This is a genomic window from Xanthomonas sp. WHRI 8393 (assembly GCF_040203315.1).
Taxonomy (GTDB): Bacteria; Pseudomonadota; Gammaproteobacteria; order Xanthomonadales; family Xanthomonadaceae; genus Xanthomonas; species Xanthomonas arboricola.
This window is the reverse complement of record NZ_JBEGGL010000001.1, coordinates 364,695-384,429: the sequence shown is the minus strand read 5'-3', so window position 1 is coordinate 384,429 and position 19,735 is coordinate 364,695. Positions and strand designations below refer to the sequence as shown.

The 19,735-nt window shown below is 66.4% G+C and carries 20 protein-coding genes and 1 pseudogene; 7 read left to right on the top strand and 14 right to left on the bottom strand.

From position 1 onward, the window contains the following. Positions 1 to 9 precede the first annotated feature (9 nt). The 3 genes from ABQ137_RS01615 to ABQ137_RS01605 all read right to left on the bottom strand — a co-directional run bounded on the left by ABQ137_RS01615 (position 10) and on the right by ABQ137_RS01605 (position 3,010). Entirely contained in the window at positions 10 to 597 is a 588-nt protein-coding gene (locus ABQ137_RS01615) for an O-methyltransferase (protein WP_104569283.1), read from the bottom strand. A gap of 98 nt (positions 598 to 695) precedes the next feature. Next, on the bottom strand, positions 696 to 2,369 hold the full coding sequence (gene ubiB, locus ABQ137_RS01610) for a ubiquinone biosynthesis regulatory protein kinase UbiB (RefSeq protein ID WP_349781012.1): 1,674 nt from the start codon (positions 2,367 to 2,369) through the stop codon (positions 696 to 698). Next, positions 2,366 to 3,010 carry a ubiquinone biosynthesis accessory factor UbiJ gene (locus ABQ137_RS01605; RefSeq protein ID WP_349781011.1) on the bottom strand — a complete coding sequence of 215 codons (645 nt, stop codon included), beginning with the start codon at positions 3,008 to 3,010 and terminating at the stop codon, positions 2,366 to 2,368. Before ABQ137_RS01605 ends, ubiB begins: the two co-directional genes overlap by 4 nt. 193 nt (positions 3,011 to 3,203) lie before the next feature. Between ABQ137_RS01605 and ABQ137_RS01600 the strand changes: the two are divergent. Both ABQ137_RS01600 and ABQ137_RS01595 read left to right on the top strand, forming a co-directional pair. Continuing rightward, positions 3,204 to 3,509, top strand: a pseudogene (locus tag ABQ137_RS01600) (D-alanine--D-alanine ligase A); the annotation flags it as partial. A 53-nt stretch (positions 3,510 to 3,562) separates the two neighbouring features. Next, positions 3,563 to 4,045: a GNAT family N-acetyltransferase gene (locus tag ABQ137_RS01595; RefSeq protein WP_349781010.1), complete on the top strand. Its 483-nt coding sequence runs from the start codon at positions 3,563 to 3,565 to the stop codon at positions 4,043 to 4,045. Between the two features lie 117 nt (positions 4,046 to 4,162). Here the strand turns inward: ABQ137_RS01595 and ABQ137_RS01590 are convergent, their stop codons facing one another. Together ABQ137_RS01590 and oleD are read right to left on the bottom strand one after the other, a co-directional pair. Continuing rightward, on the bottom strand, positions 4,163 to 4,321 hold the full coding sequence (locus ABQ137_RS01590; protein WP_003468167.1) for a DUF1328 domain-containing protein: 159 nt from the start codon (positions 4,319 to 4,321) through the stop codon (positions 4,163 to 4,165). A 64-nt stretch (positions 4,322 to 4,385) separates the two neighbouring features. Continuing rightward, positions 4,386 to 5,396 carry a 2-alkyl-3-oxoalkanoate reductase gene (gene oleD, locus ABQ137_RS01585; RefSeq protein WP_024939036.1) on the bottom strand — a complete coding sequence of 337 codons (1,011 nt, stop codon included), beginning with the start codon at positions 5,394 to 5,396 and terminating at the stop codon, positions 4,386 to 4,388. Positions 5,397 to 5,594: 198 nt separating this feature from the next. Here oleD and ABQ137_RS01580 point away from each other — a divergent pair, with 198 nt between their 5' ends. Further along, a complete protein-coding gene (locus ABQ137_RS01580) occupies positions 5,595 to 6,776 on the top strand; it encodes a serine hydrolase domain-containing protein (RefSeq protein ID WP_349781009.1) in 1,182 nt (393 codons plus the stop codon). 374 nt (positions 6,777 to 7,150) lie between these two features. Here ABQ137_RS01580 and ABQ137_RS01575 read toward each other — a convergent pair whose 3' ends face one another. Continuing rightward, positions 7,151 to 8,698, bottom strand: coding sequence for a winged helix-turn-helix domain-containing protein (locus tag ABQ137_RS01575; RefSeq protein WP_349781008.1), 1,548 nt, complete (start codon positions 8,696 to 8,698; stop codon positions 7,151 to 7,153). 14 nt (positions 8,699 to 8,712) lie between these two features. Continuing rightward, the gene (gene oleC / locus ABQ137_RS01570; protein WP_349781007.1) at positions 8,713 to 10,365 is read right to left on the bottom strand and encodes an olefin beta-lactone synthetase; all 1,653 of its coding nucleotides are present in this window, start codon (positions 10,363 to 10,365) and stop codon (positions 8,713 to 8,715) included. A gap of 310 nt (positions 10,366 to 10,675) precedes the next feature. Between oleC and ABQ137_RS01565 the strand changes: the two genes are divergently transcribed. Then, positions 10,676 to 11,059, top strand: a complete 384-nt coding sequence (locus ABQ137_RS01565) for a YkgJ family cysteine cluster protein (protein ID WP_349781006.1) — start codon at positions 10,676 to 10,678, stop codon at positions 11,057 to 11,059. A 144-nt stretch (positions 11,060 to 11,203) separates the two neighbouring features. Here the strand turns inward: ABQ137_RS01565 and ABQ137_RS01560 are convergent, their stop codons facing one another. The 4 genes from ABQ137_RS01560 to ABQ137_RS01545 all read right to left on the bottom strand — a co-directional run bounded on the left by ABQ137_RS01560 (position 11,204) and on the right by ABQ137_RS01545 (position 14,957). Next, positions 11,204 to 12,106, bottom strand: a complete 903-nt coding sequence (locus ABQ137_RS01560) for an alpha/beta fold hydrolase (RefSeq protein WP_102255384.1) — start codon at positions 12,104 to 12,106, stop codon at positions 11,204 to 11,206. Between the two features lie 127 nt (positions 12,107 to 12,233). Continuing rightward, positions 12,234 to 13,403: a Fic family protein gene (locus ABQ137_RS01555; RefSeq protein ID WP_180970353.1), complete on the bottom strand. Its 1,170-nt coding sequence runs from the start codon at positions 13,401 to 13,403 to the stop codon at positions 12,234 to 12,236. A gap of 115 nt (positions 13,404 to 13,518) precedes the next feature. Continuing rightward, positions 13,519 to 14,535 carry a 3-oxoacyl-ACP synthase III gene (locus ABQ137_RS01550; RefSeq protein WP_016903994.1) on the bottom strand — a complete coding sequence of 339 codons (1,017 nt, stop codon included), beginning with the start codon at positions 14,533 to 14,535 and terminating at the stop codon, positions 13,519 to 13,521. Between the two features lie 101 nt (positions 14,536 to 14,636). Further along, positions 14,637 to 14,957, bottom strand: a complete 321-nt coding sequence (locus ABQ137_RS01545) for a DUF4156 domain-containing protein (RefSeq protein WP_184515400.1) — start codon at positions 14,955 to 14,957, stop codon at positions 14,637 to 14,639. Between the two features lie 395 nt (positions 14,958 to 15,352). Between ABQ137_RS01545 and ABQ137_RS01540 the strand changes: the two genes are divergently transcribed. Then, the gene (locus tag ABQ137_RS01540; RefSeq protein ID WP_046345327.1) at positions 15,353 to 15,814 is read left to right on the top strand and encodes an XAC0231 family protein; all 462 of its coding nucleotides are present in this window, start codon (positions 15,353 to 15,355) and stop codon (positions 15,812 to 15,814) included. A 25-nt stretch (positions 15,815 to 15,839) separates the two neighbouring features. Beyond that, positions 15,840 to 16,316, top strand: a complete 477-nt coding sequence (locus ABQ137_RS01535) for a tRNA (cytidine(34)-2'-O)-methyltransferase (RefSeq protein ID WP_039517704.1) — start codon at positions 15,840 to 15,842, stop codon at positions 16,314 to 16,316. Positions 16,317 to 16,475: 159 nt separating this feature from the next. On the opposite strand, the gene ABQ137_RS01530 is transcribed toward ABQ137_RS01535, so the two are convergent. From ABQ137_RS01530 to ABQ137_RS01520, 3 genes are all read right to left on the bottom strand, one after another. Next, positions 16,476 to 17,699: an MFS transporter gene (locus ABQ137_RS01530; protein WP_184515397.1), complete on the bottom strand. Its 1,224-nt coding sequence runs from the start codon at positions 17,697 to 17,699 to the stop codon at positions 16,476 to 16,478. Positions 17,700 to 17,803: 104 nt separating this feature from the next. Next, positions 17,804 to 18,418: a hypothetical protein gene (locus ABQ137_RS01525; RefSeq protein ID WP_184515393.1), complete on the bottom strand. Its 615-nt coding sequence runs from the start codon at positions 18,416 to 18,418 to the stop codon at positions 17,804 to 17,806. 134 nt (positions 18,419 to 18,552) lie between these two features. Continuing rightward, positions 18,553 to 19,341, bottom strand: a complete 789-nt coding sequence (locus ABQ137_RS01520) for a hypothetical protein (RefSeq protein ID WP_184515390.1) — start codon at positions 19,339 to 19,341, stop codon at positions 18,553 to 18,555. A gap of 143 nt (positions 19,342 to 19,484) precedes the next feature. Between ABQ137_RS01520 and ABQ137_RS01515 the strand changes: the two genes are divergently transcribed. Beyond that, entirely contained in the window at positions 19,485 to 19,643 is a 159-nt protein-coding gene (locus ABQ137_RS01515) for a hypothetical protein (RefSeq protein WP_349781005.1), read from the top strand. Positions 19,644 to 19,735 lie beyond the last annotated feature (92 nt).

The window sequence follows — 19,735 nt, the reverse complement described above, 5'->3', positions numbered from 1 at the left end:
CGCGCACGCTCAGGCCGCGCCGCACACCGCCAGCAATTCGCCCTTGCCCACCGGCACCACGCTGCAGGTGACTGCCGGATCGTCAGCCAGCAGCGCGGTGAACGGCGCCAGTTCGTCGGCATGCGACAGCGCATTGTCGACCACCAACAGGCCACCGCCGCGCAGCACGCGGCGCAGTGCCGGCCACCAGCGCACGTACTCGCCACGCGCCGAATCCAGGAACACCAGATCGATGCTGGCGCTGGCCGCCTGGGTCAGCCACGTGCCGCCGTCGCCGTGCACCACCTCCACCGACGCGGCCAGGCCGCTGCGTGCAAGCGTGGCCTGCGCCAGGGCCACCTTGTCGGCCGCAAGCTCCACCGTGGTGACCTGCCCACCGATTGCGGCGGCCGCTTCGGCCAGCCACAGCGTCGAATAACCGTTGGAGGTGCCGATTTCCAGCACGCGCCGCGCAGCGGTGGCGCGTACCAGCACGGCCAGCAATTGCCCGGTGTCGGGCGTGATGTTGAGCATGCGCCGGCCACGCTCCGGCTGGTGCGCATCGTTGTCGCTACCGAACCGTGCCAGTTCGTCCTTCAAGGCCTGCAGATCGATCATCACTACCTCGCCGGGGACGGCTTCGTCATCGTGCCGCTGCAGGCGCTGCCGTTACCCAGCCGGATGCGGCAGGCCGCCTGTCGCAGTGTCTTAGTGCTTCAGCGCCGCAGCCAGGCGACCAGCAGGGCCACCGAGCCGGCGCCGCCGCTGACCCAGCTCCATACCGGCACCGTGCCCAGGTACCAGCCATTCGGGTGCAGGCCATACAGCACGGCAGCCACCACCAGCAGGCCGCTGCCGGTGATGGCAGTGACCACGCGCGTCTGTAGCTTGCGCAGGCTCAGGTCCAGCGCGCGCAGCTCGGCCGAGCGGATGTCGAGCTGGTGGCGGCCTTCCACCTGCTGCTTCAACCAGCTGTGCACCAGGCGCGGCATGTCCGGCGCATGGGTCATGATTTCCGGCAGGCGCTTGCGCAACTCGCCGAGTACGCGGCGCGGGCTGTAACGCTCGCGCAGGATGCGCTCCAGCACCGGCCGCGCCACTGCCCAGATATCCAGCCTGGGGTCGAGCTGGCGGCCGACGCCTTCGATGTTGAGCAAGGTCTTCTGCAACAGGATCAGCTGTGGCTGCAGCGTCAGTTCGTAGCGCTGCGCGACGCGGAACAGCTTGATCAGCACTTCGGCCAGCGAAATCTCCGACAACGGGCGGGTGAAGTACGGTTCGCACACCGAGCGCGCGGCCGCTTCCAGTTCGTCGATGCGCACGTTGTCGGGCATCCAGCCCGCCTCCACGTGCAGCTCGGCCATGCGACGGTAATCCTTGTGGAAGATCGCCATGAAGTTCTCGGCCAGGTAGTACTGATCTTCCTGCGAGAGCTGGCCCATGATGCCGAAATCCAGCGCAATGAAACGCGGATTGAGCCGGCGCTCCGGGTCGCTGTCGACCCAGATGTTGCCGGCATGCGCATCGGCATGGAAGAAATTGTCGCGGAACACCTGCGTGTAGAACACCCGCACGCCCTTGGCCGCCAGCGCCTTGCGGTCGATACCGGCCGCATCGAGCTTGGCGATGTCGTCGGACGGAATGCCGTACACGCGCTCCAGCGTGAGTGCACGCTCGGCGGTGTGCGACCAGATCACCTTGGGTACGTACAGATCGTCCGAGCCTTCCCAGAACCGGCGCAGCACGCTGGCGTTGGCGCCTTCGCGCTGCAGGTCGAGTTCGGCCGACAGGGTGCCTTCGATCTCGGCCACCACTTCGCGCGGACGGATCTTGTCAGCGCGCGGGTGAGTGCGTTCGACCAGCGTGGCCAGCGACTGCAGCAACGCGATATCGGCATCGATCTGGCGCTCGATATCCGGGCGCAACACCTTGACCACCACCTCGCGGCGCACGCCGTTGGCATCCGGCGGCAAGGTGGCCGCATGCACCTGCGCGATCGAGGCCGAGGCCAGCGGCACGGTATCGAACGCGGCAAACGCCACGCTCACCGGCAGGCCCAACGCGCGCTCGACGATCAGCCGCGCCGCTTCGCCGTCGAAGGGCTTGACGCGGTCCTGCAGCAGGGTCAGTTCATCGGCCACGTCGGCCGGAATCAGGTCGCGCCGGGTCGACAGGATCTGCCCGAACTTGACGAAGATCGGCCCCAGCTCCTGCAACGCCAGCCGCAGCCGCGCACCGCGCGATTGCGCGGCGATTTCGGCACTGGCGCGTGGCACGAACGGCTTGGCCAGGCGCAGCCAGCGCTCGGCCGGCGTGTCCTGCAACAGGTCGTCCAGGCGATAGCGCAGGATCACCCGGCCGATGCGGCTGGCCCGCAGCAGCGCCTTCATGCCGCACCTCCGGTCGCGCGCAGGCGCGCCACGCGTGCGGCCAGCCGTTCGACGTCGTCGCGCAGTTCGTCGACATCGTCGTGAAAGGCGTCCAGTTCGGCACGCGGCACCACGTCGCGCGATTCCTCGGTCACGAATTCGGCCGCGCTCTGCGCCAGATCCACCGCGCTGCGGCGTGCCTGCTGCAGCGCTGCACGCACCGCATTGGCGATCTGCACGCCGAGGATCTCGCCGAACACTGCCACGAACGGCAGTTGCCAATCCGGATCGAAGCGGCCGGCCAGTTGCTGCAGCTGGCGCGCCAGCTCGGCATCGCCGGAGACCTTGAGCCGCCCAGCCGGTGCGCCGCTGCGGCGCGCGTTGGCCAGGAACGGCAGCTGGCCGAGCAAGCCGGCCAGGCTGCTGCGCACGGCCAGGTCCGGCTCCTGTGCATGGTCCACCGGGCCGACCAGCAAGCGGCGCTCGTGCACGCGGATCTGCAGGGCCAGCGCAGGCGCCTCCAGGGTCAGTGCGATGCGTTGGCCTTCCAGTGGCAGCAGGGCGTCGCGGGTATCGGGGTCCAGTGCCAGCGCGCGGTTGAGCGCGGCTTGCAGGGCCTGGCCGGCGAGCGGCTTGAGTGAGTTGAACAGGGATCCGGGCATGGGCGCATTCTACCGTCCCCGCATGTCGCCACTGCTTGACGGTGGTGTGGCACGTGCAAGCCGGAGGCCGGGGTGGCGATCATGGCAGGGCGCCTTGCGGCCAGGCCGCGTGCGTCGATCATGCAGGACTTCCTTCGGCACGCCTGCCGCGGGCATGCTGGCGACCTCATCACGCAGGTGGCAGGAGCAGGCAATGCGCAAGATCCGGGTCGGTCTCATCTTCGGCGGCAAATCGGCCGAACACGAGGTCTCGCTGCAATCGGCGCGCAACATTCTCGATGCGCTGGATCCGCAGCGCTTCGAGCCAGTGCTGATCGGCATCGACAAGCAGGGCCAGTGGCACGTCAACGACCCCGACAGCTTCCTGCTCAATGCTGACGACCCGGCCCGCATCGCCCTGCATCGCAGCGGTTGCGGCGTGGCCCTGCTGCCGGGCGCGCAGCAACAGCAGCTGCGCCCGACCCAGCCGGAGGAGGCGCTGGCGCAGATCGATGTGGTGTCGCAATGGCACGTCGTCGATCGAACAGTGCGCAGCGCGGTCGAGCCAGGCGCATGAGCCAGGCCCGTGTGCGCGCCGTGCAACCGCACGACCACCGCGCACTGCTTGCGCTCAACAATGCGCATGCCACCGAGCTGTCGTTGCTGGATGCCGACGGGCTGGCTGCATTGCTGCAACTGGCGTGGCACGCACGCCTCGTCGCGCCGGCGGATGGCCTGCTGATCGCGCTGGATCAAGGCGCGGCCTACGCCAGTCCGAACTTTGCATGGATGGCGCAACGCTTCGCGCGCTTTGTCTACATCGACCGTATCGTGATCGCGGCGCATGCGCAGCGGCGCGGGCTTGCCAGGCAGCTGTATGGCGAACTCATCCACGCCGCACGTGCAGCGGCACAACCGCGCCTGGTCTGCGAGGTCAATCTGCTCCCACCCAATCCGGCATCGCTGGCGCTGCATCTGCAGCTGGGTTTCCAGCCGGTCGGTGACGCGCTGCTGGGCAACGGCAAGCACGTGCAATATCTCGAAAAACTGCTTTGAAACAGAAGCGATTCAACGATGGAGCGTCCACAACGCACATGGCCCGCCTCCTTACGGAAGCGGGCCATGCGAGCGTCGACCGGCAGCGCCGCTGCCGTGACGTATCGCAGCTAGGCGTTATACCTTGCCGCGACGGAACATCGAGATCACAGCCAGGATCAGGAACACCACGAACAGGATCCAGGCGATGTTGGTCGCCGCACCGGCGATACCGCTGAAGCCCAGCACGGCGGCAATGATGGCGATGACGAAGAAGATGATGGCGTAATGCAGCATGGCAAGGATTCCAGAAGTTGTCGTGCCGAATCGGCGCAGACGTATCCTGAAGATGTGGCGGTCTTTATCGAGTGATGGCGATGTCGTTGGAAGATGAGGATCGCAGCCGTTGCAGCCCCTCTTCGATGCTGACCTGCGGCACATAGCCAAAGTCGCGACGCGCCGGCTCCATGCTGTACCAGTGCGGCGTGCACAGCTGCTCCACCAGAAAACGCGTCAACGGCACTTCGCCAGGCAGACGCAACAGTGGCCACATGGTCTCGCAGATTGCACCGATTCTGTACGCAGTCTTGAACGACAACGAACGCGTCACCGCCGGTGCATCCACCGCAGCCAGCAGGCGATTGAGCAACTCGCGCATCGGCAAGGGCTCGCCGTTGGAGATGAAGTACGCCTTGCCCGCACACGCAGCACCTGCAGCCAGATGCGCGAACGCATCGAAATGCGCCTGCGCGGCGTTGTCGATGTAGGTGCTGTCCACCAGGTTGCTGCCGTCGCCGACCATGCGCAAGCGGCCGGCGCGCGCACGCGCGGCCAGGCGCGGCAACAGATGATTGTCGCCCGGGCCCCAGATCAGGCGCGGACGCAAGGCCACCGTCGCCAGTTGCGCATCGTTGGCCGCCAGCACCGCGCGCTCGGCGATCGCCTTGGTCGCCGCGTACGCCGCGCGCAGATCTTCGCCATACGGCACTTCGTCGGCGCCCAGGCCTTCCACCGGATTGGTGGCGCGATGGGTCACGCTGGGCGTGGAGGTATAGATCAGGCGCGGCACACCATTGGCCCGACACGCGTCGAGCACGTTCTGCGTGCCCACCACATTGGCCTGGTGATAGCTGTCGTAGCTGCCCCACGCACCGGCCTTGGCGGCATTGTGGAAGACCGCATCGATGCCGGCGAAGGCATGCCGCACCGCCTGCGGATCGGCCAGGTCGCCACGGATCTGGCCCACGCCCAAACTCTGCAGCACCGGATAATCGCCGCGCTGGAAACTCACCACCTCATGCCCACGCGCGATCAAGCCGCGGCACAACGCCTGGCCAAGAAAGCCACCACCACCGGTTACCAACACCTTCATTGCGCCACACCCATCGCTCCTGCAGGGCGCACACAATAGCCGGACCGGACCGTTATCGCGACGCGGCGCAGATGGGTAACCGTTTGCGCTAGACGCAAGCCATTGATCGCAAAGAGCTTCATAAATCTTCATCGAGACATCAGGCAGTTCATTCGCACCGCTGGCGTCATGGTGGCTCCGTCGATCTCTGGAGCCACCATGACCCGCCCGTCTCTGCTGTTACCCGCACTGTTTGCCATCTCTGCGCTGCACGCTGCACCACCTGTTGCCACGCCCAGAGCTGCCACGCCGACGGCCACCACTCCGGCACCTGCAGCTTCAACGGCCGCCACGCCACCTGCTCTGGATGACGGCTGGCCGGTCGCCAGCGCGGCCGCCCATGGCTGGAACCGCACCGTGCTCACGCAGATGGAACAGGCGCTGGCCGCCGATCTGGCGCCATCCACCACCAGCGTGTTGATCGTGCGCGACGGTGTGCTGGTCTACGAAAACTACCTGGGCGGTGCCGATCGCCAGATCTTGCACGACACCCGCTCGCTGACCAAAAGCGTCACCGGGTTGCTGGTCGGTGCGGCAATCGAGCGCAAACTGATCCCAAACGCGCAGGCCAAGGTCTACGACTACTTTGGCGATCGCCAGTGGCAGCATCCCGATCCGCGCAAGCGCGACATCAGCATCGAGGACCTGCTGACGATGAGCTCGCAGCTGGAATGCAACGACGACAACGAATTTTCTGCCGGCAACGAAGAGCGCATGTACGTGAGTGCGGACTGGCCCCAGTTCGCCCTAGATCTGCCGATCCGTGGCTACGCGCCGTGGATGCAGCGGCCTGCGCAAAGTCCGCACGGCCGCGCGTTTTCGTACTGCACGGCAGGCTCTTTCCTGCTCGGTGCATTGCTGGAAAGAGCCACAGGACAGCGGTTGCAGGCATTCGCAGCCCAGGTCCTCGAAACGCCGCTCGGAATCACGCAGGCGCAGTGGAACGTCTCGTCCGAAGGAGTGGGTATGGGCGGTGGCGGCACCCGTTATCGCAGCCGCGACCTGGCCAAACTCGGTCAACTGCTGCTCGCACAGGCGCGTTGGCAAGGCCGCCAGGTCATTCCCGCAGACTGGGTGCGGGCGATGACCAGCGTGCATGCGCAGGCACGCGAGGATGCCGATTATGGCTATCAACTCTGGCACTTCCTGTTTCCTGTACGCGGCATACAACGCGACACCTGGGCGATGTCCGGCAATGGCGGCAACTACGTATTCGTCGTGCCCGAAGAGCGGTTAGTGGTCGTACTCACCCGCCGTGCCTACAACACCCGGCAGATGCACCAGCAATCACACCGATTGCTGACCGACTATGTGCTCAAGGCGCTCCCCGAAAGCAACTGACAGACGCATCCACACCGCTCGATCACTTCTCGACGTGGCCAAGGGTTTGCGCTTTTAGCGTCGTTTGGATGCTGCCAAGGGAGTCCAATGCCCTAACGCTTGCGGGACACGCCGTAACTTCGTCCCTAGAGGCTCCTTGGCAGCAGCCATGCCGCCAAGGGCCCCGCAAGCGGTAAGGACATCTCACCTGCCAACATGGTCGTGTGCGGATGGGAACCACAAGCCGGCTGCGCCCGGCTGGCGGCGTGCTTAGCAGTTTTCCAAGGCGGCTCACCATACGACTGCGCAACCAGCAAGCGCAGTTGTTCTATGAGGCACGCAGCGCATGCAATGCGATTTGAGCATGCAGCGCACAAACGACACATTGCAGTGTCTTAGCCCCGCTCGGACGTCGCTTCTGCCGGCGGCAGATTGCGCTCACGCAGCTGCGCACGCTGGGCAGCAAGATCGGCATCGATGCGTGCCAGCAGCGCAGCAAACTCCGGTAGCGTGCGCAGCGGTTGCAGCAGCGGTGACTGCCGCAGATAGCCGGCATTGCGGTAGCCGGCGGCTTCGGCACGCTGCAGGGCGCGCATCGCTGCATCCGGCGCCTCTGCACACAGCAGCAATACCGCCGCATCGACTGCATCGAACGGATCGCCACCGCGCTCCACGCTGACCAGCAATTCCTGTGCGCGCGCCTGCAGCGTCGCGGCTGCCGGTGGCGGCTGCGCCTCCAGCGTCCACGCCACGGTCTGCGCAAAGCTGCCTTGTGGACGCAGCTGCGCCGCCCGTAGCACCGCTGCATGTGCAAGCGCCTTGTCACCACGCACCCAGGCAAGTTCGGCCTGTAGCAACGACAGCCCCGCACACTCGGTGCCGCGGCCCAGCGCCTCGCTCAAGGCGGTCTGCGCTTCAGCCGCGCGGCCATGGTCGAACAGAAACCTGGGCCAGGCCAGATTGGAGAACGGGTCGTCCGGATACAGTTGAAAATTCTTTCGGTAGCGCGCCTCGGCGGCACTCGCATAGCCGAGCAGGCTCAGATTGCTGGCGATCTGGATCCGCAAGAACCGCACGCGCGAGGGATCGCGCACCGCCAGATTGGCCACCAGCGCCTGCACCAGTTTCCCCTGGCGTTCGTACAGATAGGCGGCCGAGCCGCGCACCGCATCGGCAGCGGGATCCAGCTGCAACGCCTGCTCGTAGGCCGCCAGCGCATCGCCATTGCGACCCTGACAATCCAGTGCGTAGCCACGCGCCGCGTATGCCGCGGCAAGACGCGGCTGCACGGCCAGCACCACATCGGCCAGTTGCAAGGCCTGCTGCGCAAACGCCGCATCGGCGTCGTATTGGCACACGCGCGCACTGTAGGCGCGACTGAGGCCGAGTTGTGCCTGCCGATCGTCCGGTGCTTGCTGCAAGCGTTGCCGATACAGCCCGATGGCGCGTTCGTTGTCGTCGCGCTGACCGATGCCGGCATAGTAGTCGGCACGCTGCAACAAGGCCGATTGTGCTGGCGTGGTGTCACGCGACTGCAGCCGCCAGGTCGCGCCAACGCAGAGCAGCAGCACGCCTGTCGCAATGATCCAGGCACCACGCCACCGCACCCCAAATGCAGGCGAAGCCTCTTCCAACTGTACCGGCACGCACAGTTGATAGCCCTGCCCGCGCACCGAGCGCAGGTAACGCGGCTGACGCGAGTCGTCGCCCAAGGCCTGCCGCAGCAGGCGCACACGTTGGGTGACGGTTTCTTCGTTGACCAGCGCAGGTGCCCACACGCTCTGGATCAACTCGTCAAAACCGACCACCCGCTGCCCCTGCTGCAGCAAATAGTGCAGCAGGCGGAAACTCAACCCGCCGACCTCCAGTGCGACGCCGTCACGCTCCACACGCTGGCGCGCCACATCGATGCGCAGGTCATCCAGTCGATAACGCGCGCGCATCGTGAGGCTCGGCGCTACTGCTGCGCCGCCCAGATCGCCAGCGTTTCGCGGCCGATCTTGGCGTTGTGGCGAATGTCCACCGGAAATCCGGAATGGCGCAGGAAACGCGTGATTCCAGCCGTGTGCGGGTGCGCAGCGCCCAGCGCGCGCAATGCGGTTTCCACTTGCGCAAATGCCGATGCCGCCACGCCAGGCTGCAATTCCACGCACAGCACCGGCTGTTGCTGTCCGGGTGCGCCGACACCGACCAAGGCGGTGCGCCGCACTTGCGGATGCACGTTGAAGACCGGCTCCACCTGCTCGGTGTAGAGCGGGCCGGTGGCGGTTTCCACGCGGTGGGTCTTGCGCCCGCAGAACCACAAGCGCCCTTCGGCATCGAAGTAGCCCACATCGCCCATGCGATGCACGATGCGTTCGCTGCCATCCGCGTTGCGCTCGCGGATCTTGGCAATCCGCGTGGCCGCGTCGCGGTTGAAGTAGGTGTCGGTGGTGGTGGGGCCAGCGACGGTGATCTCGCCCACCTCGCCCGCCGCCAGCACGCGCGCGCCGCTCCACTCGGGAATGGCCGCATCGTCGATGGCGATGATGCGCACCTCGTTCGGCGCGACGACCTGACCGACGCAGGTGCCGGCACCGGCCTCGGTGGCCGCGCGGGTGGCGTCCAGCGTACGCCCTTCAATCGCTGCCACCGGCAGGCATTCGGTGGCGCCATACGGCGTCCAGAATTGCGCATCTTCCGGCAGCAACGCGCGGATCTTGGCCACCACGTCCGGCGGCACCGGCGCACCGGCCGAGGTGGCCAGGCGCACGTTTGGCAAGGGCTGGCCGTAGTCGGCCAATACGCGCATCAATGCCGGCGAGCCGAACAACTGCGTGACTCCGAAGCGGTCGATCGCATCGTGCAGCTTGCGCGGATCGGCGGTGGCCGGGCGGGTCGGATCCATGTCCGGAATCACCGAGGTCAGCCCCAGTGCCGGATCGAACAGGGCAAACGGCGGGAATGTCGGCAGATCCACGCCGCCGGGCTGCATGCCAAAGGCATTGCGCAGCAATTCGATCTGGCCGACGAAATGCCGGTGGCGGTACACCACGCCCTTGGGCACGCCGGTCGAGCCGCTGGTGAACAGGATGGCGGCCACATCGTCCGGCCCAGTGTTGGCCAGCTGACTGCCGGCGCCGGCGCCATCGCGCTCCACGCGCGCCAGTGTCACCCCGCCCCAGCCGTAACGGCCACCGACGCTGACGATCTGCTTTGCAGAGCGCGCCCACCGCAGCAGACGACGCGCCAGCTGCGCAAGCGGAATGCCGATGAACGCCTGCGGCTGCGCTTCGTCCAGGCATTGCTTGAGCGCGCGCTTGTCGATGCCCGGATCCACCAGCACCGGCACCGCACCGGCCTTGAACAAGGCAAACATCAGCAGGAAGAATTCCGGCGACGGGCGCACCATCACCACCGCGCGCGCACCGCGTCCGATGCCGTGCAGGGCCAGTCCGGCAGCGATCGCATCGCTGCGCGCGTCCAGCTCGGCATAGCTCAAGGTCACATCGTAGGCGGCATACCCGTTGGCGGCGCGGCGGCCCGGGCAACGGATGGCGATCTGCTCGGGGCGCTCGCGCGCGAGTTCCGGCAGGGTGGCGGCGATATTGCAGAGAGTTGTCGTAGTCATTGCCGCATTATCACCCATGCGCCGACGGTGCCGGCCGCTTGACCGCGCTCAGGTCAGCTGCGCTGGTGCGTGCTCCCAACGCAGCGATGGCTAACGCGGCGATTGCGCGTCGTCGGGCCATAACAACACCGCGCAGTGCTCGCGCGAGGTGCCTGCCCGCGCAAGGCGCAGCGCCTTGCACACACGCGCTGCGTCGAGCGATGCAGATGAACCGCTAACCGGCGCACGGCCGCGCCACTTGTATCGCAGCGTGGTTCGGTCAGAATGCCGCGCTCACCACGTTGTTTCGCCGCGCAAGGCCCGGCATTCCATGGCACATCCCTGCCTTACCTGCGGCGCTTGCTGCGCCTATTTCCGCGTCAGTTTCCACTGGAGCGAAGCCGATCCCGCATTGGGCGGCAGGGTGCCGATCGAGCTGACCGATGCGCTGCGCACCCACGAACGCGTCATGCGCGGCACCTCGCAATCGCAGCCGCGCTGCACCGCACTGGACGCGGACATCGGCCGCTACAGCCGTTGCAGCATCCATGATCGTCGGCCCTCCGCCTGTGCTGCCGTGCCGGCCTCGCTGGAATTCGGCCAGCGCAGCGCGCAGTGCGACAAATCCCGGCTGGCCCACGGCCTGCACGCACTGACCGAAGCCGACTGGCTGGGCGTGGACGAGGCGCAACGCAATCCGCTGCCACCGTTGTAACGGCCATCGCTGCGAATGAGCGCGGCATCCACACGCGACGGCCAACAGACCGACGGCATGGCCTGCCCCATCGTTCGTGCATCCGCGTTCTGCATGCCGCAGGCACTCATCGAGCGAGCGCCTGCGTGGCCATGCCAGCAGCGCTTACAGCGGGTGGCGCTCCAGAAATGTACGGATCGCCGGCACCAGCACTTCATGCTTGTCTTCCAGCACGTAGTGATTGGCATCGTCGAACGCGGTGACCTCGGCATTGGGCAATGCCTTGCGGAAGCCGGCCAGGAAATGCTTGTCGAAGCAGATATCGCGCAGGCCCCAGGCGATGAACGCCGGGCGATCGGCGAACGACGGCAATGCCTGCGCCGAGCGCTCCAGCAGCGACCAGGCCTGGTCGGCGGGCGACAGCGGAATATCCTGCATGAAGCGAATGGTGGAGATGCGATTGCGCCAATTGTTGTAGGGCGCCACATAGGCGCGACGCACCTCCGCCGGCATCCGCCGCGACACCCCGAACCAGGACGCGCCGGAGGAAAACGCATTGAACGTGCGAATGAACCACTCGCCCGGTCCCCAATGCCGACCCATTGCGATCTGCCACGGCATCGGTTTTTCCGGCGGCAACGGGAATGCGGCGGTGTTGGTGATCACCAGCCGCTTGACCTGCGCGAGATGCGACAACGCCCAGCCGAACCCGATCATGCCGCCCCAATCGTGCACCGCCAGCGTGACCGGTCCGGTGATGCCCAGATGCCGCAACAACGTGTCCAGATCATCCACGCGCGACTGCAGCGTGTAGTCGTAACGCGGCTGCGCGTCGGGCGCATCGTCCGGCTTGTCGGACAGCCCCATGCCGATATGGTCCGGCACGATGCAGCGGTAACGATCCGACAGGCCACTGACCAGGTGCCGCCACAGATAGCTCCACGACGGATTGCCGTGCAGCATCACGACCACCTCGCCATCGCGCGGACCTTCGTCCAGATACGACATCGCAATGCCGGGACGCACCTCAAGGCGCTGGGGAGTGAAGGGATAGCCGGGGTAGTTCATGGATCTCTCTATTTGCTGAAGCTTGGGCTGGGTGCGTGGCAAGTCGCCAGCTACATCGCCACGACAGTATCGAAAATACGCTGGATGTCTCTGCATCGTCGGCAACAGCCGTGCGCAAACGCATCGCTCACAGCGGCTGCGCCCCTTCGCTGAGGATGTCGAGATAGGCGTGATAGGCAAAAATACGATGCCGCTGCTGGCCGGTGAGTTCGTTGACGATTTCCAGCTCCTGCAGAGTGCGTACCGCAGCACGGATGGTGGGCGCACTCAACGACAGGGCGGGCGCAACCTGCGGCACTGCCAACACCACGCGCCGCGCGAACTGCTCAAACACCAGGCCGACGTTACCTGCTCGCTGGCCCAAAGCCGCAATGCGGGCCCGATCACGTGCCAACAGTGCCAGCAGGCGCTGCGCGGTGTCGACGGCTTGTTGCGCGGTCTCTGCCACACCATCCAGAAAGAAACCCAGCCATCCTTCCCAGTCACCGTTGAGTCGCACCGCATTGAGACGATCGTAGTAATCGGCACGACGGCGCTTGAAATACAGGCTCAGATACAGGCTGGGCTCCCGCAGCACGCCTTCGCTGCACAGGATCAAGGTAATCAACAGCCGTCCCAGGCGCCCATTGCCATCGCTGAAAGGATGGATGGTTTCGAACTGCACGTGGGCAAGCGCCGCCTTCACCAACGGCGGCATCTGCCCCTGCGGCGCATGCAGAAACTGTTCGAGTGCCGACAGCGCGTCGGGCAATGCATCTGGCGGTGGCGGAACAAAGTGCGCAAGTGCAGGCGAGGCCCCGCCTACCCACGCCTGACTCCGGCGGATTTCACCTGGCTGCTTGCCGGCTCCACGCCCACCCTGCAGCAATAGCGCATGCATCTCGCGGATCAAACGCAGCGACAGCGGGAAATCGTCCTCGCGCAGGCGCCGCAAACCATGGTTGAGGGCCGCGACATAGTTGGACACTTCTTCGACATCGTCGACAGGCACGCCCGGTGCCGCATCCATCTCGAACAGCAACAGGTCCGAGAGCGATGACTGGGTTCCTTCGATCTGGGACGACAGCAAGGCTTCCTTGCGGATGTACTGATAGAGAAACAGCTCCGGGTCCGGCAGCATCAGCGTGATGCCGTCCAGTCGCCCCAATGCCTGGTCGGCGCGCTCTTTGCGCGCCACCAGTTCGGCCTGTGCGAAATCCAGTGCCGGCACTGGCGGCAACGGATCAGGGACGAACGCCTGGTAACGGCTCCCTGCGAGAGCGCCAGCAACATAGTGTCCAGTGATGCGCTGAGCCATCGTCTTTCCTTACAGACCGCAACTGTTCCTGCAAGGAAACTTAGATACCACTTTTTTACTTAAGCAGCGATATTGCCCGGCGTGCAAAAGCATCGGCCGGGCACTATTAAGCGCATTACCAGACCACTTCCGCCATCGAGCAGTTCAGGCCAGAACCAATTCCCATCAACGCGATGCGGTCGCCCTTCTTCAAGCGGCCGAGCTCCTTGAGCTTGCTCAGCACGATCGGGACTGAAGCCGGGCCGATGTTGCCGTGTTCGCCGAAAATGGTCATGACCTTGGCCGGGTCGATGCCGAACGACTTCACGAATGAAGCGGTATGCGGGCGGCTGACCTGATGGATGACGAACTGGTCCAGCTCGTCCACTGCCCAGCCCATCGCCTGCTTGGCGGCCAGGAAGGTCTTCTGCGCCAGCTTGATGCCTTCGATCAGCAGCAGGCGGGTGTCGGTGACCATGCGGTCCAGGTTGCCGCGGCACAGCTTGTTCCACTCGGTGGCCGAGCGGGTCACGCCACCCTTGTAACGCGGGGCGTCGGGCACCAGCTCGGTGCGCGCCATCACCATCGCTGCGGCACCGCAGCCCAGGGTCAGCGCGGCGAGTTCATTGCGGAACTCTTCTTCGGTGACGTCGGGCGAGGTCATGCGCTCGAGGGTCTTTTCGTACACCAGGTTGGCGGTTTCGCCATCGACGACCAGCGCATAGTCGATCTCGCCGCGCTCAAGCATGCGGGCGGCGATGTCCATGCCGTTGATGAAGGCAAGGCAGGCGTTGGCGACGTCAAAGGTGACGCAATGGTCGCCGACCCCGAGGTTGCCGGACACGATGGAGGCGGTGGACGGCTCCAGGTAGTCGCGGCTCACCGAGGTGTTGACCAGCAGGCCAATCTTCTCGATGCCGATGCCGGCGTCGAGCAGTGCCTTGCGCGCAGCCTGGGTGGCGGCGTCCGAGGCCTGGACATCCTGGTCCCACAAGCGCCGTGCATGGATGCCGGCAACGTCGCCCAACACGTCGGTTCTGATCCCGAGGCGGTCGTAGGTCGGTTGCAGGCGCTCGTTGATTTCCTTGGAAGTCAGCGTGTGCGGCGCATCAATATGCGCCAGTCCCGCGATGGAGACATTCTGGAAGAGCATCGAAGTAGCGCCATGGCGTCAGGCGAGGGGGCGCTAGTCTAGCCGCTGGCTGGTTTTACCGCATCTTTACAATTGCAGCGGCCGCGCCCCAGCCCAACGGTTCAGCGCGGCGGGCAGCGGAAGGCGTTGAAGCGCTGGCTGCCATCGGCCGGGTGGCCCTGCGCCTGGACCGTATTGGCATTGGCGCCCGGCGCCTCGTTGCGTGCCAGCGTTTCCAGTTCTTCCTGCACCCGCAATGGGTTGCGGTTGTAGAAGCCGACCTTGCTCTTGACCGATACCACCACCTCGCCCTGCTGCTGACAGCCAGCTGGCACAGGGCCTGCGGGCAGCACCTGCACGCCTTTGCCGCTTTGCTCGATCGGCACCCAGGTGCAGGCCGTGGCAGTGGTGGCAACCAGAACAGACAGCATCAGCACGCGCATAAGTCTTAGACACCTGAGGACGAAGCCGGATTGTGCCGCAGTTGCCGGGCGGCGATCGGCGTGCGCTGCGCGGCCGCATGCCACGCATTCAGCGCGCTGAACACCACGCAGATCGTCGTGTTCTCTCGCTTCGGCCGGTGTCCGGCGCCCGCATCCGCGTCCGGGTGTCCGGACGCGGACACCGCTGCGGCGCATAAATCCTTTTAAAAACAATCCACTGCAACTGGCACGCGGTTTGCTGCATGGCATGGGCAAGCAGCGGGCAGCGACCTCGATCAATGAAAATGACTGCCAGCTGAATAAATAAAACTGCGCCGCGAAAGTTATTGCACTTACCGAAACGGTGTACTACATTACTACCACACCACTGATCACCCACACCAAGAGACCTCGCCATGAAGACCCAGACCCTGCGCATCGCCCTCTCCGCCGCCCTGTTTGCCGGTACCGCCCTGGCCGGTTTCGCCCAGGCCGCCAGCCTGACCACGCTGGACACCGTGCAGGTCCGCCCGTCTGCCGACCAGATCGCCCAGCAGGCGCTGGAGCGCAACAGCGACATCCCTACCCTGGCCGCCGTGCAGGTGCGTCCGTCGGCCGAGCAGCTGGCCGCCCTCGCCGCCGAGCAGGCCGGCCCGCGCATCCTCACCCTCGCTGCGGTGCAGGTGCGTCCGTCCGCCGACCAGCGCGCCGACCTGGTGACCCGCAACGCCGCTTCCAGCGCGCAGAGCACCTCCGGCCAGGCTGCTGCCGCCATCGGCGCGCTGATGGGCCAGGTCATCGTCAACCTGCCGGTGCCGCAGCTGCAGCCGTCGCCGGTCGAACTGGAAGCGCTGGTCAACGCCGCCATCAGCCTTTGAGCACGCGCGCAGCTACACTGCGCGCATGTCAGCCCCCGTCCTCGATGTCATCCTGTTTCAGCCGGAAATTCCGCCCAATACGGGCAATGTGATTCGCCTGTGCGCCAACACCGGCGCGCGCCTGCACCTGATCGAGCCGCTCGGCTTCGACCTCAGCGACAAGCAGCTCAAACGCGCCGGCCTGGACTATCACGAATACGCAAGCCTGCAGGTGCATGCCGACCTGCCCACCGCCCTGGCCGCGATCGCGCCCAAGCGCGTGTTTGCACTGAGTACGCGCAGCACCGTGCGTTACGACACACCGCAATTTGCCGATGGCGATGCCTTCCTGTTTGGCCCGGAAACACGCGGCTTGCCCGCCGACGTGCTGGAGTCGATCCCGCCACAGCACCGGCTGCGCCTGCCGATGCGCCCGGACAACCGCAGCCTCAATCTGTCCAACACTGTTGCGGTGATGGTGTTCGAAGCCTGGCGTCAGTGGGACTTCAGCGGCGGCCGATAACCGTGGCGATGCAGACGGTTGGCTGACTGCGGCACCGTCCGCCCCGATCCCGGCCCGCTGCATGGTTCCCATACCGGTCTGTCACTCAACGCGTGCTCCGCGCGTATGCCAGTCGCGGGCGTTGCCGTTTGCGTGCTGCTCCGCGCCGCTGCGATGACCTCATTGCATCGCCTGGGCATCGGTCGCTGCCTGCAGCATGCCGCGGCAGCCTGCCCAGAGCGCCACCGCCAGCAAGGCGATGGCGCCCAGCGCCAGAAACGCGATGCGATAGCCGAAGGCGTGCGCCAGCCAGCCGCCCAAGGCCGGGCTCAGCGCCGCGCCCACACCTTGCACCGTCATCACCGCGCCCTGGCCGACATTGACGCGCCCGGTGCCCTGCAGCAATCGCGCCACCAGTGCCGGCACCACCACGGCCTGCAGGCCGGCGCCGAGTCCGTCGAGGATCTGCACCGGAAACACGCCCCAGCCATGGATTAGCGACGCTGCCACCAATGCACGCAGCGGCAAGGCCATGAAGGCCACCAGCAGCACCCACCAATGCCCGTGCACGCGGATCCAGCGCATCGCCAGCAACGCCACCACCACCATCGTGGCCTGCGCGACCACGATGGTGGTCGCCGTCAGCGCACTCGCATCGCCCGCATGCGCGGCCACGATGGCCATGCCGTAGAGCGGCAGCATCGCCGCATTGCCCAGGTGGAACAGCCCCAGGGTGATGGCCAGCAAGGCCAGTGGCCGGCAGGTCAGCAACACCCGCCAGCCGCTGAGGGTGTCCGCGCCGTCGGCGTGGCCCAGGCCGCGCGCGGCACGATGGTCGATGGCCGCAGACGGAATCAGCAGCACCGCCGCGATCGCCAGCACACCGAACGCGGCGGTGAGCACGAACACCGCCGCAAACCCGTAGCGCCAGCCCAGCCAGCCGGCCAGCACCGCGGCCAGCATGTTGCCGGCGTGGTTGGCGACCTGATTGCGCGCCAGTTGATGAACGAATCCGCGCGCGTGCACCAGCCCCAAGGTGATGCCGGTGAGTGCCGGGCCGATGCCGGCTGCCGCCAACGCCGAGACGATCTGCGCGGTGACCACACCGGAGGAAGTCGGATGCAGCCAGATCAGCGCCGTGGCCAACAGGATCGCCAGGCAGCCCACCACCACCACGGCGCGCTTGCGCCGGGTGCTATCGACCAGTGCACCGGCCGGGGTGGTGGCGAGCATGCCGGCGATGCCGCCCACGCTCATCACCGTGCCGATCGCCGCCACCGACCAGCCCCTGGATTGCAGGAACACGCTGAGAAATGGCCCCAGCCCGTCCTGCACATCGGCCACGCTGAAATGCAGCGCCTCCAGTGCGCGGCTGCCACGGGGACGCGGTGTGCTCATGCGCATCGGCGCTCTCCACGAAACGATGAAAGGCGACTGCGCATGCTGGGCGGCATGTGCGACCCAATTGCGGTCGCACGGCGCCAGCACGGCAGTCGCATTGCAGGCTGCTAGTGCTTCGGCTTCGGCTTATGCGCACCCGGACCATGCGGATGCTCGATCTGCTTCAGCGACGCGGCCTTGGCGCCCAAGGCATGCGCGTGGACCAGCACCCCGTGGGGGGTCGTCCTGGTATCGCCTTCGGCCACCAGCGTCTTGCCGACCACCAGCTGCTTGGCGAAGTCCTCTCCGGCATGCGGTGGGAACCGCACCGTGACCTCGTCGTCCAGCAACACGCCATGCACCTGCCCGTGCGGGCCGTGCAGCAGGCGCGCGATGGTGCCGCTGTGCTGGGTGAGCTGCGGCTTGGGCGGCTTGCCGGCAGGCGGTTTGGGCTTGAGCTTGGCATGCGACCCGTGCGGGCCCTCATCGACGATGCGCTTGCCGCCTTCCGGATCGATCGCCAGGGCCACCAGCATGTCCACATCGCGCGGCTTGAGGCCGCGCACGCTCAAGGTGCTGCCGGGCTTGAGTGCCTTGAGCAAGGCGGCGGACAGGTGCGGCGGCGTGTGCACCTCGGTGCCGTCGGTCAGCAGCAGGCCGTCGATATCGGCCTTGGGGTTGAGCAGAAAGCGCGCCAGCGTGCCGCGGGTTTCGGGAAGGAAATCAGGGTCGACCCAATGCATGAAAAACTCCAGAGAAGTGAGAACCGGCCGATGCCGGCAAGCCGCGCCCGTCGCCACGCATGCGGCGTGGTGAACAGGCGCGTAGAGGGGAACGCGACGGGTAAGCGCCGCCGCGTGGGCGGCGGCGCCCTGGATCAACGCGGCGCCGGAGCGGGCGCTGGCGGCGGGACAGGCGGGGCCGGTGGTGCGGGCGGCACCGGGCCGTCCGGGCGCGGCGGGCTGAACAGCGCACGCTGCGAGGCGCGATCGCGGCCCAGTTGGGTGGCTTCGATGGCGCGGCCGTTGGCGGTGGCAACCCCGAAGCCGCTCACGCTCAATGGCGCGCCGGCCCGCAGCAGATCACCGAACTGCAGCGCCAGATGCGGCGGCATCCGCACCAGCGTGCCATCGCTCAGCAACGCGCCATTGGTCTCGCCACCCGGGCCGTAGACCAAGCGCTCGATGCGTCCTTCCGCCTGCAACGGCGTCAACGCGGCAGGCGCTGGCGGCGCCGGCGGCATGGCGCCCGTCGGCGGCTGGTCGACCACTTCGCGCCCACCACGATTGGAGCGGATGCTGCTGGCGCGCAGCACCGGCAGGCTGCCCAGGCGATAGCCCTGCACGCTCACCGTGTCGCCCCGGCGCACCGCAGCCTGCAACTGTGCGGACAGATGCGGTGCAAATGCCACCTGGGTGCCATCGCGCAACCACAGGCCGTCGACCTCGCCATTGGGATTGAGCATGAAGCGCTCGACCGTGCCGGTGATGCGCACCGGGGTGGCGGCCAACGGCGCGGGCGGTGCGGGCGGCACCGGCGGAGCCGGCGGTGGCGTGCCGACCGGCGCGCGCGGCGCCATCGGTGCTGCCGGCGGTGTGGGAGCCTGCGCGGCAGCGGTCGCCACGCTGCAGGCCAGTGCGAAAGCAAGTGCGGTCTGACGAATCATGCGATGTCTCCAACGCGGCAGGAGCGCCGCTCGCCCTGGAGATAAAGCAGCAATCGTGCCAACAGCGAGTCCGTTGTTTTACAAGGGTTTTGTGTCTGCACGCGCGCGGACAGTCGTCTGCGTTTCATCCACCACTGTCCGCTTTGCAGACACGTTGCAGCTCGGGTTGTGTTTCGACCCTGCAAGGCAAGAGCGTGCCGGGCACGCTCGACGGTGGCGTGCGCGTGCCGATGTTCGGGCTGGATTTCGAACGCGTGGTGCTGCGCTTTCCGGCTGCACCGTTTGCTGGTGCAAGGCCGTAGCCAATGCTGCGAGTGGCAGCGGCGACATGCAACCAACAGGTGCGCATGACAACAGGTGCACGTGCTGCTGTGCGCGTATTGCGTCGTGACCG